The organism is Grimontia indica (assembly GCF_000333895.2).
Taxonomy (GTDB): domain Bacteria; phylum Pseudomonadota; class Gammaproteobacteria; order Enterobacterales; family Vibrionaceae; genus Enterovibrio; species Enterovibrio indicus.
Genome location: NZ_ANFM02000018.1, coordinates 45,343 through 63,765, shown reverse-complemented (window position 1 = coordinate 63,765; position 18,423 = coordinate 45,343). Strand labels below are relative to the sequence as shown.

Sequence of the window (18,423 nt, the reverse complement as noted above, 5' to 3'; positions counted from 1 at the left end):
ACCCTTGTCCTATAAGACGCCTAATTTAACAAACTAGTAACATAGAATTAAAAACAAACTCTTTTCCCTACAGTTATACGGGGTCCTTTTATGGCTCAACAAAAACCATATCTACAAATGCTGCGCTGGGCTGAAGAACGCCCCAATGAAATCTTTCTTCGACAGATCATTAACCGGAAGTTCAACGACTTCACCTACTCCGATGTCGTTGACCAAGCGTTACGTATCGTCACTGCCCTGCGTGGCATGGGTCTCGAGCCAGGAGATCGCGTCGCACTGATCTCAAAAAACTGTGCAGAGTGGTTCACCGCTGACTTAGCGATGATGCTCGGCAGCTACATCAGTGTGCCTATCTTCCCAACAGCCGGTACGGAAACCATCTCTCATGTGCTTGATCACAGTGAATCCAAAGCCCTGTTCGTGGGTAAATTGGATGACACACAAGCACTGAAGGATTCTTTAGTTGATCGTGCAGATATTCCTACCATTGCTTTCCCTTACCCAACCATTAATTGCGGTTACGATTGGAAAGACTTGATTGCCCAAAACGATCGTGCGGACGTGAAGCCTGATCACCAAGACGATGAACTGATGTCTATTGTTTATACCTCGGGCACTTCAGGCTTACCGAAAGGTGCAATGCTGACTTACGGTGCACATGCTTGGTCTGCGCAGCAATTGATTAATCACATTGGTATGCGTGAAGGCGAGCGACTGTTCTCTTACCTTCCTCTGGCGCATATCACAGAGCGCGTCTATATCATGGCGACGGCAATGAATGCAGGTATCTGCACAGCCTTCCCTGAGTCGCTCGATACCTTCATTGAAGACGTGAAGATGCATCGCCCTACCCTGTTTATTTCGGTGCCTCGCTTGTGGACCCTGTTCCAGCAACGTATTCAAGAAAAACTGCCAGATAGCAAACTTAACTTCCTGCTTAAGCTGCCTATCATTTCTGGCCTGATTAAGAAGAAAGTGGCGACGAATCTCGGTTTGGATCAGGCTCGTGTTCTGGGATGTGGTTCAGCGCCGGTTTCCGCTGCGTTGCTGCGCTGGTATGAAAGACTGGGGCTTAACATTACTGAAGCCTGGGGTATGACCGAATCCTACGCTTACAGCACCCTGAACTATCCGTTCCGCAGTGACAAAATTGGCTCTGTGGGTAACGCAGGGCCAGGTGTCGAAATCAAAATTGCGGAAGACGAAGAAATTCTGGTTCGCAGCCAAGGTTTGTTCACCGGTTACTACAAAAACCCTGAAGCGTCCGCTGAAACCATTGTTGATGGCTGGCTGCACACAGGCGATATCGGCTTCTTAGATAACGAAGGCTTTCTCACCATCCAAGGCCGCAAGAATGACACCTTCAAGACAGCGAAAGGTAAATTTGTTGCGCCAGTACCTATCGAGAAGCGCTTGTTCGAGCTCAGCAATATAGAAATGATGTGTCTAGTGGGGTCTGGTATGCCAGGGCCTATCCTGCTGGCGTTGCCACACCACTTCCCTGATTTTGACAAAGAACGCTATGAGCGCCGTGTGAAGAAAGTGATTGATACCATTAATGGCGAATTGGAATCACACGCGAAAATCAAAGGCGTGTTAATGATCAAAGAGCCATGGAGCATCGAAAATGGCCTTCTGACGCCAACACTCAAAATCCGCCGTCATCTGTTAGAGAAGAAATACCACGACACAGGTGCGAACTGGCCATCTGGCACATTGGTTCAATGGGAAGAGTAAGCCTCGATAAATAAGCATGGAAAGCGCGGGTTTTGCCCCGCGCTTTTTTAGTTTGGGTATAGCAAAACGGATCACCACCTTCTTTCAAAATTCTTTTTAAAAAGCCCTACTTTTAACAAGCTCTATTGTAGTAATATTACATAAATTCCAACATACAGACGCTAGGGAAATACCCAACCAGCGGCTGCTATTGAGAGAGAAAGTGATGAGCCAAGAAGAATACCAAGTATGCGATGCCTGCGGTGTAACAGCAGAAATGGGCTTTGTTATCGGTGAAGGTGACGAAGTGGCAGAAGTTGAAATCTTCGCTGAAGATAAAGCTTCGGCTGTTGCTGAATTTCAACGTTATCTGGATCTGGCAAAGCAAGTAAATGACAAGGTTATCCACGATCTTGATGAGAATGCCGAGCTTTCACTGAACCCACTGGCGGTTAAACTCAAGTTCGAATGCAGCGCTGAAAAGCTGATTTTTGAACTGCGCAGTCGCTCGCTGTAAATCGCATTCAAAAAAGCCGCGTACCAACGCGGCTACCTTACTTAAAGTCAGAACAGCTCTGGAGTTTCATCCACTTCATCGACGCCCAGAGATTCAATGACCACTTCTAATTTGCTTGCAGCAGCTTCATATTCGAACTTGCGAATTGCATCTTCCACACCGGAGAGATCCACTTCCATGCCTTTCGAGTTCTCTTTGATGCCAGTGATGAAATCTACCGCCTGAGTATCAAAGTTGTTCAGCAAAATCTTCAACTGTTCGAGCTCAATACGAAACTCTCTTGGCGTGTAACCGGCAAACGCCTGAACCTCTTCTTTTTCTTCTTCGGGTTCTGCACCCGGAATGTAGGATTGAATTTCCTGCAAGCACTGCTCGATTTTATCCATCAGCGATGCTTCCATTTTCAGCTCCGAGCCCGCTTGGTCTTCAAGGTTCCCTGCCAGTACCGCCAGGCCTTTCGCGGACACATTAGCGGCTGCGCCTTTCAAAGAGTGGGCAAACATTTCAACTTCATCCCTCTCTTCATTGGCGAGTTGTTCGCGTACCTTGTCGATCACCGCCAGCTTGGTTTCCGTAAACGCCGTGATCACTTTCCAGTAGGCATCCACATTGCCGCCAATCCGTGTAATCCCCTCATTTGCGTCCAGCACGAGCGGGTCGATGTTGTCCATATCTGCCGTTGGCGTTTCTTCTTTTTTGCCATTGAGCGCTACGGAAGATTTCACCGCTTCTTTCGATGCAGACGTCCAACGCTGAATAGCTTTGAGCAGCTCATTCACATCAATAGGTTTGGAAACGTGGTCATTCATCCCCGCTTCCTTACATTGCTTCACATCCCGCTCCATGGCATTCGCTGTCATCGCAACAATTGGCAAGCTGGCAAGGGCTTCGATTTCTCGTATTTTCCGGGTTGCTGTCAGGCCATCCATCACTGGCATTTGCATGTCCATCAACACGATGTCGAATTGCTGTTCTTGCACCATATCCAGCGCCACCTGACCATTATCTGCCACCTCAATGGTCGGGTTGAATTGTTCAAGAATCCCTTTCGCCACTTCCTGGTTAATCATGTTGTCTTCAACCAGTAAGATAGTCAGCCCGGTAAAGTCGATTTCCTCAGTTTCGTCTTTTTCCGCTTCACGACAGTTGGCTAGTTTCATTTCTTCCCTGCCAAAGGCTTCCATCAGCGCATCAAACAAAGATGATGGGTTGATGGGCTTTACCAATGACGCGTCAAAGACTTTCTGGACTTCTTCATTGATCAAGCCAGAGTCCTCACCATAAGCACTGGCAAGAATGACTTTTGGCATCTTGTTCAGAGGTTTATCGCGAATTTGTAGTGTCGCTTCATCGCCGTTAATGCCTGGCATTTTCCAGTCCATGACAACCACATCAAAGCCGTCATGGCTCTTATCTGCGGACTCCACTTCGTAAACCGCTTCTTCACCATTCGAAACGGCTGCAACGCGCAGATCGAGGTTATCCAGCAGCGCATACATGATGTCGCGGGACGCTTGGTTATCATCCACCACCAGCACGCGTTTATCATGAAGAATCGTGGTACGTGCAACCTGCTCTTTGATGCTGGATTCACTGCGGCCACAACGAATGGTGAACGAGAAGGTCGATCCTTTGCCCGGCTCACTTTCCACCCAGATTCGACCGCCCATGAGTTCGACAAAACTCTTCGAAATGGTCAAGCCGAGGCCCGTACCACCGTATTTACGGGTTATCGAACCGTCAGCTTGTGAGAACGACTGGAACAAGCGCCCTAATTGCTCCTCGCTCATACCAATACCGGAGTCCTGAATGTCGAACTGAACTTCGATGATCTCGTTAGCATCACTGACTTTGCGGGCACGAATGATGATTTCGCCCGTTTCAGTGAACTTCACGGAGTTACCGGTCAGGTTAATGATGATTTGTCCCAAACGGAGCGGATCGCCCACCAAGTCGTCTGGGAGATCTGGGTCGATATCAAAGATAAGCTCCAGGTCTTTTTCTTTCGCTTTCACGGAAATGATGTTGCTGATGTTGTCTAACACCTCACTGAATCGGAACTCGATATGTTCAACGGTGAGTTTGCCCGCTTCAATTTTCGAGAAGTCGAGAATGTCGTTGATAATGCCCAGCAGGGATTTACCGGCTTTCTCGATGTTCCCGACATAGTTGCGCTGTTTATCGTTCAAATCTGTCAGCAACGCAAGATGAGACATACCGAGAATCGCATTCATTGGCGTGCGGATCTCATGGCTCATATTCGCCAGGAATTCCCCTTTCGCTTTACTTGCTTCGGTGGCCTGATCTTTCGCCGCAATCAAATCAGATTCGAGGCGTTTCTGGGTCGTCACGTCTACGAACAGGCCGACAATACCCATTGGCTCCCCATCACCGCCGAAATACGTCGCTTCGTAAACGGTCAGTATCCGGACATCGCCACTCGCATTGGCCAGTTCAATGTCATAAGCCGTAGATCCCGAGTTTTCAAGAAGCTCTTTTTCTTTTTCAACAAACATGGTGGCGACATCATTGTCGAAAAGCTCTGCAGGTGTTTTATCCACGACGTCGACAAAGAAGAGACCAAGGAAATCGGTGAACGCATCATTAACACCGATGTAAGTGCCTTCGGTATCGCGGAAGTAGGTTGGATTGGGAATGGCGTTGATGATTTGTTGATTAAGTTTGAGCTGTTCGGAAACGCGTTGTTCGGCTTCCATTTGAAGTTCAGCATTGATGGTCAACTGAATGCCGACAGCCAAATCTTCCTGCACTTCGTTGAGCCAGTCTATTTCTTTGTCAGAAAGTAAACGCACTGAACCTAACTCAAGCACGCCGACCATTTCGTTATTCACAATCAGAGGAATGAAATACATTTCACTCAAAGAAAGTTTGCCCACTGGCAAGGTCAAAGCGAAGTGGTCTTTGTCGTTGCGAATCCTTAGTGTTTCTTTTGTGACCAGAATAGTGCGGTGGAAAGAAACGGTTTCTTTCTGCATCGCTTCAGATTGCTCATCAACACCGACGCCACCGACCAGATTCATGCTGTCATTTCTTACGACATAAAGCGCCGCATACGGTAACTCGAGGCGTTGAGAAAAGAAATTCGCGACTTGGAAGCCAAGTTCTTCCATGCCAGAACAACCGCGAATCAAGTCTGAAAATGCTTTAACCTGGCGGCTGAATTCAAAGCGTTCCGCAATTTCACGTAACACTTCATTTTGCGCCTGGGCAAGATCTTTCAGCTCGCCCTGTCTATCAACATCCAACTTAAATTCAAATTCTTTGTCGCGCACCTTGCTGACAATCGTGCTTCGGATGTTATCCAATGGTTTGAGGAAGCGGAACCAAAGTAATGTGGTTGTAGCAAGCACCGCAATCAATAACATGCCAGCCATGGTAATGGCGATGCCATCCATATTGGCGCGCTCTTGTTTCAAGACTTTTAGGTCTTCGGAAGTCTTTTTATCAATCGCATCATAGAAAGCACCAATAGGCCCCATGATTTTGTTGGTGGCGTGAATATAGTCCGGTCCAAATAGCATTTGCCGAGCAAGTTCTGGGTCTGGAATCACACGTTCGATGCCACGGGCTGTGCGTTTTCGGCCTTGGATCAAGTCCATGGCCGTTTGCTCAATGCTGATGAGATCCTGTGAGCGTGAGAGCGCTTGGGTCAAGAAAGACATGTGCGCTTCGCTGATCCCAGACTCACGCATCCTCGCTAGCAGTGAGGGATGGGCGGGACGGTTTGGGATATTGGGCTCAATAATTTCTTTATTGGGATCAGACTGCTGTGACCAGTAGTCAAAATTGTAATTGTCAGGTGTAGCCAGTTGCCCGTTACGCACCGCCTCAACCTGTTCGAACAGATAGCGCCAACGATTGTTGGATGTCACTGCGTAACTACGCGCAAATTTTGTCAGAAGTTCAGAGCTATGTTTCAGCTCAATGGCCAATTTGTATTGCTGATAACGCTGCTCATAGATGGCGTTTATTTGCTGAGTCAACGAATCAGAACGCAAATGGGCGATGATGATTGCTACGCCGAGAAAAAGAATTAATCCCATCAACGCGAAAAAGATGTGGCGTATAGATCTCATTTTGTCTCCAAATTCTCTATATGGTGACACTCATATCAAATAAGAGTAGACCCCACTTGCTGCTTGATAAAGTGAGAAAGGACAAAACCTGTTTGCACTTATTGACTTAACTCAGAATAAATGGGCTACTGTCATCGAATAAAAATTAAACAAAGCGTTTCTATTACCTACCCGCCCCTACGTTTGGTGGTTTGCCCGCAAGGAATTGGGCATAAAAACAAGGAGAAACAGGCGTGACACCGATTTTTAAAGGCACGACAGCCATGTTGGTGGGGATCACGATCCTCAGTGTTGATGCGCTGCTCATTCGGTTGATTGAAGCGTCCGGTTGGACATTATTGTTCTGGCGTGGGCTGCTGTCTGCGCTCATCATCGCTAGCTTTATGATGGCGACCCGCCCTGCCCAGACAATTTCGGCACTTAAAAAGCCCTCCAAAGCGTTGCTGGTAGGCTCGTTTGCATTCTCTATTTCGACGGTTTGCTTTGTCCTTTCTATCGACCATACGCAGGTTGCCAGCACCCTTATTATCATCAACATCAGCCCGCTGATCTCTGCCCTTCTTGCATTCCTGTTTCTAAAAGAGCGGGTTGATAGCAGAACCCTCATCGCCATCGTGGCGGCGATGGTCGGCGTTGGTTTCGTTTTCTATGGAAAGGCGATGCCTACGGCCTCCTTTGGCAATTTGATGGCGCTGATCACTGCATTTATGCTGGCAACTTACTTTGTGATTTTGAGGAAAAGTAAAAGTGCTAATGCCCCGCTTTACCTGGTTCTGGGTGGGCTTTGTACTTCAACAATCTCACTGTTTGCGGGCGCAGAGCCTTTTTCACTGACTCCCCAGGAATGGAAATACACCTTGTTGCTATGCGGTGTCGTCGTCCCAATTTCGTTTGTGTTGATTTCAATTGGTCCGAAATACCTACCCGCTGCGCACGCAAACTTGTTCATGCTCCTTGAAGCGATTCTTGGACCACTGTTTGTTTGGGCCGCTTTGGGAGAAGTACCAAGTAACAATGTGCTGGTTGGTGGTGGGATTGTATTGTTGACTTTGGTGGTGTTTACGCTGTCTGCTGCCAAAAAACATCGCGCATCAAACAAAAAACCCAGCTAGGTATAAGCTGGGTTCTATAAATATCCGCTTTGTATCATAACCGCAGACTCTGCCAGGCTTCGCACATGGTACGGAAGGTTGCGGCATCCCCTTCCGGTCTGTCTGGGTGCCATTTCAGCGCCATCTTGCGCCACTGGCGTCGGATTTCTGTATCAGAGGCATTTTCAGCCAACCCTAAAGCTGCCAGCGCATTTCGGCGCTCAACAGTCGTTTCACTGCAGTGGCCCACGTGTTGCTGATAGCGTTTCCAGAATGAACTCAACAGTTCGCGAACGTCTTCCGTTTGCGCGTCGTAGTTATTCCAATCCATGTAGTAGCCGCGAAGTGGGTCATCGCGGTTCACTTCATGTTGCACAAAACCCGAACCTGCACCACGCCACATGAGACGGATATCCATCGACTCTACCTGCAACCATTGCTGTGGCAGCAACATTTCCTGCAATTGGTAAAGTGCGTTCATGATAAGAAAATTACGCTTGAACAAGTCCAGTTGAGGGTCGTCATCTAGATGGTCCATGATGGTATTTTTCTGCAGTTCTGCCATCAGGTAATGCACTTTCCAGCTTTGGTTTGACGCTTCAAGTACACTCAAAATCGGCCAGATCAGAGGGTTATCAATATCATCCCGTTGTTCCGCAAGCATACAACTCTTTCTCCTATCGACCTCATGTCGTACATATAAGACATTAATCCATAATTCCGTGAATCGCCTGCTTAATTAAGCGGTTCTGTCCGATTTCACAGTCTCTTGCTTCCTGTGCCAAAGAAATTGCATTTCTATTGATAGAAAGCTCACTTAATCAGGCCAGCATATCCAGTGCCAGTTTTGCAACTTGGTGTAAATTATTTCGACACCTGAAGCGCGCATCTCTCGCAGCTGATTGAGAGACAAAAGAAAAAGGCCGATGCATAGCATCGGCCTTTTCTCAGGGTTTATTCTCTAGCGTTAACCGCGATAGTAACGCTGAGGAACAAACGGCATTTTTTCGACGGTCATCGGCAATTTCTTACCGCGTACTTCTGCAAAGACTTCAGTACCAATAGCAGCACTGGCTGTAGCCACATAACCCATGGCAACTGGCTGGCCTTTGGTTGGGCCAAATGTACCACTGGTCACTACACCAATTTCGTTGTCGTCAGCATCAAACAACACAGCGCCTTCACGCACTGGCGCTTTGCTTGAGCCCAATAGGCCAACGCGCTTGCGGGAAACATCTTTGGTCGCGATTTGGTCAAGAATGATGTCTGCGCCAGGGAAACCGCCTGCACGCTCGCCATCGGCACGGCGTGGCTTACTGATTGCCCAAAGCAGGCTGCCCTCTACTGGCGTAGTAGTGGTATCAATGTCGTGCCCGTACAGGCAAAGGCCACACTCAAGACGCAGTGAGTCGCGAGCTCCCAGACCAATCCACTCTACTTCCTCTTTCAACAGCAGTCGGCGTGCAAACTCTTCTGCTTTGTCTGCTGGAACAGAGATTTCGTAACCGTCTTCACCGGTATAGCCAGAACGGCTGACCAGACATTCGATGCCAGCCAAATCCATTTTCGCTGCATCCATGAACACCATGTCAGCAACCGCTGGGTTCAGCGTCGCCAGTACAGTAGCGGCTTCAGGGCCTTGCAGTGCAAGCAGAGCGCGATCTTCAATCACTTCCAGTTCGACATCTGCTGGGATGTTCGCGCGCAAGTGTGCGATGTCTTGCTCTTTACAGGCAGCATTAACCACCACAAACAGGTGATCGCCAAAATTGGTCACCATCAGGTCGTCCATCAGACCGCCTTGTTCGTTAGTAAGCAGCGCGTAACGTTGCTTACCTTCTGGCAAATCAATGATGTCTACCGGCACCAGCGCTTCCAGTGCCTTCGCTGCATTCTCGCCGTGCAGACGCAACTGACCCATGTGAGAAACGTCAAACAGGCCCGCGTGTTCACGGCAATGAATATGTTCTTTACGCACACCCAGTGCGTATTGCACTGGCATGTCATAGCCAGCGAATGGAACCATTTTCGCGCCCATTTCGATGTGAAGGGCGTGCAGTGGGGTTTTAAGTAGATCCTGAGACATGTTTCACTCCATGATCACGGCGCTTGCCGACTTGCTAAATAATCATCCGCGGTATCTGCGGGGATAAAATCCAATCTTAAGATGCCGTAACCCAAAGGATCTGGGCATCTTCTTCACTGAGCGAAGTGAGCATATGCCCCATCGCAGCGTCGTAATACACGCTGTCGCCCTCATTCAGTTCAATCGCTTCGTAAAACTCAGAGTAGAAGGCAATGCTGCCTTCCAGCACTAAAAGAAATTCTTCACCATCGTGGCGAATCCATTCGTCATACTCTTCAAACGAGCGCGCCCTCACGCGGGATTTAAACGGAAACATCTTCTTATTAGTGAGCTGGGTCGCCAATAATTCATGTTCGTATGTCCCTGTTGGGCGGCACTTCCCTTCGCCTACACGGGTAATATCACGGCGTCCGGTTGCCTGGCGCGACTTTGGTGGCGCAAACAGCTGCGGAATATCAATCTTCAATCCAACCGCCAGTTTTTGCATGGCCTGGAAAGTTGGAGAGATCTGTTCATTTTCGATTTTCGACAGCGTGGAGCGAGCCAGACCGGTAAGCTTGCTAGCTTCTTCTAACGTCAAACCGCTATTGGTTCTGATCTCTTTCAGCCGTTCACCCAAACGCAGCGGAGCAATTGGCGCATCGGCCTGCACGCTGGCTCTTTCAACGATAACTGACGGATACACGTCCTGTGCATCTGGCTCTGACATAACTCGACTCTCGACTTGATGTTGCTGGTGGCGGCCATTCTGACACAGTCATCACGAAGACCAACACGAATAAGTTAACACTTTTAACAAAAAGTTTCCTATTGGAAACTTGGCTAAATCTTCATCACCGAATTGAAGCTAACTTATCAGCACATGAATTTACACCGATAGACACCCCATTTTTGCCAATATAAATCAACTCTGGCTGCCATCGTATAACGCGTTGAATTTATTGACCACACCTATCCTGAAAGGATTTAGCATTTGCAATCTTGCGTGTAAAAGAGTAAAAAAGCAAACGTTTGCGCAAGGTAAGTATTTTAAGAAAGTCTGATATTGAGCAAATTGTCAGAACTGTTGGCGAGATCACATCAAGAGTTTCCTATAGGAAATTTTGTTTTGCAGGGCGCAAACACGTTTTGTATGTTACGCAAATGTTGAAGTTCAAATAACAATAAAACGCCACGCTTGCTATACCCAAAGTAATAAGCACTTCAACGTGACAACTGGGCAAGCGATGACGGGATAGTCATCAACCGGCACCCAAGCCAGAACGGTGGTGCGTAACCTACAAAAAGCAAGGAGACGTGCAATGAGTCATAGCATGTTTGACCTGTTTAAAATCGGCGTTGGTCCGTCTAGCTCCCACACTGTGGGGCCAATGGTCGCCAGCGCAAGATTTGCAGAAGAATTGCGCGATAAAGAAATCCTCCACAATGTGGAAACCGTGACAGTCGAACTCTACGGTTCGTTGGCACTGACAGGGAAAGGTCACGCTACGGATGTCGCGTGTGTGATGGGACTGATGGGCGAATGGCCTGACAGCGTAAACCCAGACGATATCCCTACCATGACTAACATGGTGAAAGGCAGCAAAGAGCTACCACTAGATGGACACCGCTTTGTTCCTTTTGATTGGGACACTGACTTGGTTTTCCATTTCGACAAAGTGCTGCCAGAACATCCCAACGGAATGACATTGACTGTGAAGGGGGACAACGGCGAAGTTTTGCTTTGTCGGACTTACTTCTCAGTCGGTGGCGGTTTTGTCGTAGAAAAAGGTGAAACTGATGCCCTTACATCAGATTTTACCCCGCCGTTTCCGTTTAATAGCGCGGTGGAATTGCTCGCCCATTGCGAGCAGCAGAAAAAGAGTATCGCCGAGATCATGTTTGCCAATGAACTGGCTCGTGCCAAAGCGCACGACAAAAAGGCGACCATGAAAACGGTCAACGAACACATTGATGCTATCTGGCATGTGATGAACGCCTGTATTGAGCGAGGCATCACGCAAGATGGTGTGTTGCCAGGCGGCTTACAGTTAAAACGCCGGGCAAAGAAATTGCACGACTGCATTATCAAGAAAGACTTGGACGGCCTGCCGCTCGACACCAATGACTGGGTCAATATGTTTGCCATGGCGGTCAACGAAGAAAATGCAGCAGGTGGCCGCGTTGTTACCGCGCCAACCAATGGTGCAGCTGGCGTGATTCCAGCAGTATTGGCGTACTACAACAAGTTTGTTTCACCGAACAATATGGAAGGGATAAGAACCTTCTTGGCAGCCGCAGCAGCGATTGGTTCTCTCTATAAAACCAATGCCTCTATTTCCGCTGCAGAGGTGGGTTGTCAGGGTGAGATAGGTGTTGCCTGTTCAATGGCAGCAGGCGGATTAGCCGCCGCCATGGGTGCCACTTCTGCACAGATTGAAAATGCAGCAGAAATCGGTATGGAACACAATCTGGGACTGACCTGCGACCCAATCAACGGTCTGGTTCAGGTGCCATGTATTGAAAGAAACACCATGGGTGCAGTGAAGGCAATTAATGCCACCAGACTCGCACTTAATGGCGATGGAGAGCACCACGTTTCGCTCGATAGCGTGATTAAAACCATGCACGAAACAGGACTCGACATGATGAGCAAGTACAAGGAAACGTCCCAAGGCGGACTGGCAACCAACGCAATCGCAATCAACGTTGTTGCCTGTTAATAGCGTACTTGCCAGACAGGAATATTAGACGGGTTTGGAGCAGCCCAGGCCCGTAAAATTTTTATGCTGCAAGCAGCAGCGACGATTTAACTCGTTTCACACGGAGAAGTAAAAATGGATGCAACCCTGAAATTTGCTGAGAGCCACGAGTGGGTAAAAGACAATGGCGACGGTACTGTGACAGTAGGTATCTCTGATCACGCGCAACAACTGCTGGGTGACGTGGTATTCGTTGACCTGCCAGAAATTGGCACCGAAGTTGAAGTCGGCGAAGGCTTTTCACTCGTAGAATCTGTAAAAGCAGCGTCAGATATTTACGGACCGGTAAACGGTGAAGTGGTAGAAGTTAACGAAGATCTGGAAGACAGCCCAGAGCTGGTTAACGAAGCACCTTTTGAAGGCGGTTGGATTGCAAAAATCAAGTTGGCTGACGACAGCAACCTTGATCATCTGATGAGCGCTGACGCTTATCAGGAAACTATCGAAGACTAATTCAGGACGAAGGTCATGACAGAATCACGCTTACTTGATCAACTGCAGGCTGACAACGAGTTTGTCTCCCGTCATAACGGGCCGCGCGTATCAGACCAGCAAGCGATGCTGAACACAGTAAATGCCACCAGCCTTGAGCATCTCATCGAAGAAACTGTGCCAGCGGGTATTCGCCTGCCGCAACCTATGACTCTGGACGCGCCACTGAGTGAAGTGGCGATGTTGAGCAAGCTGAAAGCTATTGCCAGCAAAAACGTCATCAAGCGCAGCTTTATCGGTCAGGGTTACTACGGCACCCACACGCCAAACCCAATTCTCCGTAACGTGTTGGAAAACCCAGGTTGGTACACGGCGTACACCCCTTACCAGCCAGAAATTTCTCAGGGTCGCCTTGAATCTCTGCTGAACTTCCAGCAAATGGTGATGGACCTGACCGGCATGGAGCTCGCTAACGCTTCCCTGCTTGACGAAGCAACGGCAGCTGCAGAAGCCATGACGCTGTGTAAGCGTGGTGGTAAAAGTAAGAGCAACACTTTCTTTGTGGCAGATGACGTTCACCCGCAAACGCTGGACGTGATCAACACCCGTGCTGGCTTCATGGGCTTTGACGTAGTCGTTGATGCTGCTGATAACCTGCCTCAACACGATGTGTTTGGCGCCCTGCTGCAATACCCTGGCACAACGGGCCAGGTACGTGATCTGACCGCTCTTATTGCTGCGGCACAAGCGAACAAAACGCTGGTGACGGTTGCTGCTGACCTACTCTCTCTCACCCTGCTGAAAGCACCGGGTGAAATGGGCGCAGACGTCGTGATCGGTTCTGCACAACGCTTCGGCGTACCTATGGGCTTCGGTGGCCCACACGCTGCATTCATGGCAACACGTGACAAATTGAAGCGTACTATGCCTGGCCGTGTGATTGGTGTGTCTATCGACTCGAAAGGCAACCAGGCACTTCGTATGGCAATGCAGACGCGCGAGCAGCACATCCGCCGCGAGAAAGCGACCTCAAACATCTGTACTGCGCAGGCACTGCTGGCAAACATGGCGGCTTTCTACGCTGTTTACCACGGTCCAGAAGGTCTGAAGAAAATTGGACGTCGTGTTCATCACCTGACGGCACTGGCAGCAGCGGCATTTAACCATGCTGGTATCGCGCTTGCGTTCCATGACTTCTTCGACACGATTACGCTGAACACAGGCGATCAAACTGATGCACTGTTCAATAAAGCGCAAGACGCTGGCTTCAACCTTCGCAAACTGGATGGTCAGTTGGGCGTGAGCTTCGACGAAACCACCACATTGGCTGAAGTAAACGCACTGGTTGCCGCGCTGACTGACGAAACGGACGTGGCGCAATATGCCTCTTCTGTAGAAGCAGACGAATACGCCGCTATCCCAGAAGCGTGCCGCCGCACCAGCGATTACCTGACGCACCCTGTGTTTAACACTCACCAGAGTGAAACCCAGTTGATGCGCTACATGAAGAAGCTGGAAAACAAAGACTTCTCCTTGACCCACGGCATGATCCCGCTCGGCAGCTGTACAATGAAGCTGAATGCAGCCGCAGAGATGATTCCTGTGACTTGGCCTGAATTCGGTGAACTGCATCCATTTGTTCCTGCTGATCAAGCACAAGGTTACGGCGAGCTGGCGGATTCTCTCAGCAAGATGCTGTGTGAAATCACAGGTTACGATGCCATGTCCCTACAGCCAAACTCTGGCGCACAAGGTGAATACGCGGGTCTGATTGCGATTCAGCGTTACCACGAAAGCCGTGGTGAAGCTCACCGTAATGTCTGTCTGATCCCAAGCTCTGCACACGGCACTAACCCGGCATCTGCTGCCATGGTGTCCATGAAAGTTGTTGTGGTTGGCTGTGATGAAGACGGCAACATTGACGTAGAAGACCTGAAAGCAAAAATCGAGAAACACCGCACCGACCTATCGTGCATCATGATCACTTACCCTTCTACGCACGGTGTGTATGAAGAAGCGGTACAGGAAGTGTGCGAACTGGTTCATGAAGCTGGCGGTCAGGTTTACCTGGACGGCGCGAACATGAACGCACAGGTTGGCCTCACCAGCCCAGGCTTTATCGGTTCAGACGTTTCTCACCTGAACCTGCACAAAACCTTCTGTATCCCGCACGGCGGTGGTGGTCCAGGTATGGGTCCAATCGGTGTGAAATCGCACCTTGCACCATTCCTGCCAGGACACGTGATTGAAGGCACCAACTGCGCAGTTTCTGCTGCACAGATTGGTAGTGCATCAATCTTGCCAATTTCATGGGCATACGTTGCCATGATGGGTGAGCAAGGTCTGACGGAAGCAACTAAGGTTGCCATCCTGAGTGCAAACTACGTGATGGAGCGTCTGCGTCCTTACTATCCGGTTCTGTACCGCGGTACTCACGGTCGTATTGCGCACGAATGTATTATCGACATTCGTCCAATCAAAGATGCATCTGGCATCTCTGAGGAAGATATCGCGAAGCGTCTGATGGATTACGGTTTCCACGCACCAACCATGTCTTTCCCAGTTGCTGGCACACTGATGATTGAGCCAACAGAAAGTGAAGACAAAGCCGAGCTGGACCGCTTCTGTGACGCGATGATCGCAATTCGCGAAGAGATCGCTAAAGTTCAGGATGGTGAATGGCCACTGGAAAACAACCCATTGGTTAACGCGCCGCACACACAGAGTGACCTGATGGCTGCAGATTGGGAGCGCCCTTACAGCCGTGAGTTGGCTTGCTTCCCAAGCGCACAATCGAAAGATGCGAAGTACTGGCCAACAGCGAACCGTGTCGATAACGTCTACGGTGACCGTAACCTGATTTGTTCTTGCCCGAGCATTGAGAGTTACATTGAAGACTAACAGGTGACACGGTTTCACCACCAAAAGCGAGCCCATCGGCTCGCTTTTGTATTTTTGGAACTAACATCCCGTGCAATGCATTTCATTAAAATCTCCCACTAATGCATCTATTTGCAAAATAGGCAGTTAGTACAAATCCCCCATAAACACCACCCATTTTTTGCTCAACAAATGTTCATATTTGTCGACACAAATATATGCATTACAAGACATAATCGTGATGAGAATCACTTTCATTTATTGGCAGTTAATAGTTCCTAACACTATTTTCATTTCATTGAGCACAATTTCTCGCTATTGATACACGAATAATTAACAAATAAATAACATTGGCTAGGGGACAAAGAATGAAGCTTAAGCAGAAAATGTTGTTGATCCTTCTTGGTATCGGGTTAATCCCCGCTGCCATTATTTCTGTCTTTTCGTTACAAATGGCCAGCGCCTCGTTGGAGCAGCAAACGTTCAGTCAACTTGAAGCACTTCGTGAAGTGAAAAAAGATGCCGTTGTGCGTTACTTTGACAGTGCAGCCGCTCAGTTGACCACCACTGCAAATTCATCCGCATTGGCAGAAAGCGCGATTGGAATGATTGATGCCTATCGAACCGCGCCAACTGAAATCAATGCTGACCAAATTTCAGAACAAAAACTTGTCTCCTACTACCAAAAAACACTGATATCACCGACTGAGCAAAAACGCGGAACCAGGCTCGACACAGATGCTTCGTCTCTCGTCGATGAGCTCAGCACTTCCGCGAAATATCTCCAGTACGCTTACCTTGTCGACAACGACAACAGCAACAAAGCCTTGATGTCGGCCAGTAATTTTGGTCTGCGCTACGATTTCCACCACAAGGCCATTCATGACTACCTTGCTTCGACCAAAGAGAAATTTGGCTATTACGATATTTTCCTGATTGACGTCGAAAGCGGTAACGTTGTCTATTCCGTCAGTAAGGAAACTGACTTCGCCACCTCGCTGAAAAAAGGGCCGTTCTCAGATAGCGGTCTGGCGGATGCATATCAACAAGCAACCGGCTTGAAGAAAGGACAAGTCACTTTTGTCGACTTCGCGAAGTATCTGCCATCGTTCAATGACCCCGCAGGCTTTATCGCCACACCGATTTATGACAAAGGCGAGGCCGTTGCCATCCTCGCTTACCAATTTCCGATTGATCGCCTCAACGCCATCATGGGAGAACGCGCTGGGCTGGGCGAAACCGGTGAAACCTATCTGGTCGGGGCTGATAATCTGATGCGTTCTGATTCTTATCTCGATCCCGTCAACCACTCTGTGATTGCTTCATTCAGCAACCCAGTTAAAGGCGCGGTGAAAACACAGGCTGCGACACAAGCGTTAAATGGCATTTCCTCTGTGGAAACCATTATGGATTACAACGGAAACCCAGTGTTATCCGCCTATGCCCCACTTTCCATTCTGGGAGCAGATTGGGCGATTCTGGCTGAAATTGATGTGGCTGAGGCCTTTGCATCTGTAACAACGCTTCGTAACTCTGTACTGGTCACTATTACCATCGCGTTGGGCATTATCGCAGCTGTGGCGATTTACTTTGCCAATGCCATCACCCGTCCACTCGGTGGCGAACCAAAAGAAATGCAGAAAATTGCAGATACCATCTCCAAAGGGGATCTGACACTCAGTTTCACGATTGATGACGCCAGCAGTGGTGTTTATCGCTCAATGTACGACATGACGAACAATCTGAAGGCGCTGACAGGTAGTGTGGTGAAAGCGACCGAGCAGCAATCTTCGGCGTCTTATCAGCTGTCGCAAAGCACGCGTGATACGTTGCAGAACATTGAGAAGCAAAACAGCAGCACGCTCCAAGTTGCCACCGCCATGGAAGAAATGACCATGACGGCCAATGAAATCTCCAACAATACCTCTGAAACCGCCCGTGCAGCGGCGGAAGCGCAGGAGCTCATCAAAGAGAGTAATCAGGTCGTTCATTCCGCTTCCAACAAAATGATGGACCTGGTTTCTGATCTCAATGTCGCCAAAGAAAAAACCAACTTGCTGGTAAAAAGTGCTGATGATATTTCCGGTATTTTGGTGACCATTGGGCAAATTGCCGAGCAGACCAATCTACTTGCACTGAACGCAGCCATCGAAGCGGCGCGAGCAGGTGATCAGGGAAGAGGCTTTGCCGTTGTGGCAGATGAAGTCCGGAGCTTGGCGCAAAGTTCGCAAAATGCGACTGAAGAAATCGCTAGCTTAATCACCTCGCTACAAAAAGTATCTGATGAAACCCGCAAAGCGATGGAAACCGGCGCACAAAATGCCGCGCAGGTGGCGAATCAAGCGATGGATAGTACTGACCGCCTGGAATCAGCCGTCGCTTCTGTCGAGCGTATTGCAGATATGACGATTCAGATGGCGAGTGCGTCAGAACAACAATCCACCGTCGCAATCGACATCAACAAAAATCTGGTCGACATCAATTCAATGTCCCAAAGTACAGCAACAGCCATGCACCAGATCACCGAAGCCAGTACCGAACTGACGAAATTGGCGAAAACGTTGGAACATCACACCAGCCAATTTTCAATTTAGCTCTCATACCCAAACAAGCTGAAGATATAGATTTCAGCGCGTTTGGGGATACTTAAATATCTTTGTTAAAAGCCACTTTTTCGAAAGTGGCTTTTTTGTCTAAAAATGGCCTTAAAACCTGACCTTTCCGCGCATTTATCATAGAAATTTGAAGTCAAATAGTTGCCTTTCATAAAAAACAAATCTTGTATGATTAATAAGACAACCCACTGTTTATCCATTGTATAAAGTTTCTTTCGACAGTTGCCATTGCGTCTAATTATTTTAAA

11 protein-coding genes are annotated in these 18,423 nt (G+C 48.7%); 7 read left to right on the top strand and 4 right to left on the bottom strand.

All coding sequences use genetic code 11. The features are described 5' to 3' along the window. Positions 1-90 precede the first annotated feature (90 nt). Both D515_RS11575 and D515_RS11570 read left to right on the top strand, forming a co-directional pair. The gene (locus tag D515_RS11575; RefSeq protein WP_002538661.1) at positions 91-1,737 is read left to right on the top strand and encodes an AMP-binding protein; all 1,647 of its coding nucleotides are present in this window, start codon (positions 91-93) and stop codon (positions 1,735-1,737) included. 205 nt (positions 1,738-1,942) lie between these two features. Further along, entirely contained in the window at positions 1,943-2,233 is a 291-nt protein-coding gene (locus D515_RS11570; protein WP_002538659.1) for a DUF406 family protein, read from the top strand. Positions 2,234-2,280: 47 nt separating this feature from the next. Here D515_RS11570 and D515_RS11565 read toward each other — a convergent pair whose 3' ends face one another. Continuing rightward, positions 2,281-6,330, bottom strand: coding sequence for a response regulator (locus D515_RS11565; protein WP_039849976.1), 4,050 nt, complete (start codon positions 6,328-6,330; stop codon positions 2,281-2,283). 233 nt (positions 6,331-6,563) lie between these two features. Between D515_RS11565 and D515_RS11560 the strand changes: the two genes are divergently transcribed. Then, positions 6,564-7,442 carry a DMT family transporter gene (locus D515_RS11560; protein ID WP_002538657.1) on the top strand — a complete coding sequence of 293 codons (879 nt, stop codon included), beginning with the start codon at positions 6,564-6,566 and terminating at the stop codon, positions 7,440-7,442. A gap of 34 nt (positions 7,443-7,476) precedes the next feature. On the opposite strand, the gene D515_RS11555 is transcribed toward D515_RS11560, so the two are convergent. The 3 genes from D515_RS11555 to D515_RS11545 form a co-directional block, all read right to left on the bottom strand. After that, positions 7,477-8,085: a DNA-J related domain-containing protein gene (locus D515_RS11555; RefSeq protein ID WP_002538655.1), complete on the bottom strand. Its 609-nt coding sequence runs from the start codon at positions 8,083-8,085 to the stop codon at positions 7,477-7,479. 303 nt (positions 8,086-8,388) lie between these two features. Continuing rightward, the gene (gene gcvT / locus D515_RS11550; protein ID WP_002538653.1) at positions 8,389-9,507 is read right to left on the bottom strand and encodes a glycine cleavage system aminomethyltransferase GcvT; all 1,119 of its coding nucleotides are present in this window, start codon (positions 9,505-9,507) and stop codon (positions 8,389-8,391) included. Positions 9,508-9,583: 76 nt separating this feature from the next. After that, positions 9,584-10,216, bottom strand: coding sequence for a helix-turn-helix domain-containing protein (locus tag D515_RS11545; RefSeq protein ID WP_002538651.1), 633 nt, complete (start codon positions 10,214-10,216; stop codon positions 9,584-9,586). A 592-nt stretch (positions 10,217-10,808) separates the two neighbouring features. On the opposite strand from D515_RS11545, the gene D515_RS11540 reads away from it, so the two are divergent. The 4 genes from D515_RS11540 (at position 10,809) to D515_RS11525 (ending at position 18,154) form a co-directional block, all read left to right on the top strand. After that, positions 10,809-12,209 carry an L-serine ammonia-lyase gene (locus D515_RS11540; protein WP_002538649.1) on the top strand — a complete coding sequence of 467 codons (1,401 nt, stop codon included), beginning with the start codon at positions 10,809-10,811 and terminating at the stop codon, positions 12,207-12,209. 114 nt (positions 12,210-12,323) lie between these two features. Then, a complete protein-coding gene (gcvH, locus tag D515_RS11535) occupies positions 12,324-12,701 on the top strand; it encodes a glycine cleavage system protein GcvH (RefSeq protein WP_002538648.1) in 378 nt (125 codons plus the stop codon). A 15-nt stretch (positions 12,702-12,716) separates the two neighbouring features. Next, a complete protein-coding gene (gcvP, locus tag D515_RS11530) occupies positions 12,717-15,581 on the top strand; it encodes an aminomethyl-transferring glycine dehydrogenase (protein WP_002538646.1) in 2,865 nt (954 codons plus the stop codon). Between the two features lie 347 nt (positions 15,582-15,928). Beyond that, positions 15,929-18,154 (top strand): methyl-accepting chemotaxis protein, encoded by a 2,226-nt coding sequence (locus D515_RS11525; protein ID WP_002538645.1) that lies wholly within the window; start codon positions 15,929-15,931, stop codon positions 18,152-18,154. The last annotated feature ends 269 nt before the right edge of the window (positions 18,155-18,423 follow it).

What these genes read in the sequence shown, in the direction of transcription:
- D515_RS11540 (WP_002538649.1), top strand. Translation starts at nt 10,809, where the DNA reads ATGAGTCATAGCATGTTTGACCTGTTTAAAATCGGCGTTGGTCCGTCT.
- gcvT (WP_002538653.1), bottom strand. Translation starts at nt 9,507, where the DNA reads ATGTCTCAGGATCTACTTAAAACCCCACTGCACGCCCTTCACATCGAA.
- D515_RS11565 (WP_039849976.1), bottom strand. Translation starts at nt 6,330, where the DNA reads ATGAGATCTATACGCCACATCTTTTTCGCGTTGATGGGATTAATTCTT.
- gcvH (WP_002538648.1), top strand. Translation starts at nt 12,324, where the DNA reads ATGGATGCAACCCTGAAATTTGCTGAGAGCCACGAGTGGGTAAAAGAC.
- D515_RS11525 (WP_002538645.1), top strand. Translation starts at nt 15,929, where the DNA reads ATGAAGCTTAAGCAGAAAATGTTGTTGATCCTTCTTGGTATCGGGTTA.
- gcvP (WP_002538646.1), top strand. Translation starts at nt 12,717, where the DNA reads ATGACAGAATCACGCTTACTTGATCAACTGCAGGCTGACAACGAGTTT.
- D515_RS11545 (WP_002538651.1), bottom strand. Translation starts at nt 10,216, where the DNA reads ATGTCAGAGCCAGATGCACAGGACGTGTATCCGTCAGTTATCGTTGAA.
- D515_RS11575 (WP_002538661.1), top strand. Translation starts at nt 91, where the DNA reads ATGGCTCAACAAAAACCATATCTACAAATGCTGCGCTGGGCTGAAGAA.
- D515_RS11555 (WP_002538655.1), bottom strand. Translation starts at nt 8,085, where the DNA reads ATGCTTGCGGAACAACGGGATGATATTGATAACCCTCTGATCTGGCCG.
- D515_RS11570 (WP_002538659.1), top strand. Translation starts at nt 1,943, where the DNA reads ATGAGCCAAGAAGAATACCAAGTATGCGATGCCTGCGGTGTAACAGCA.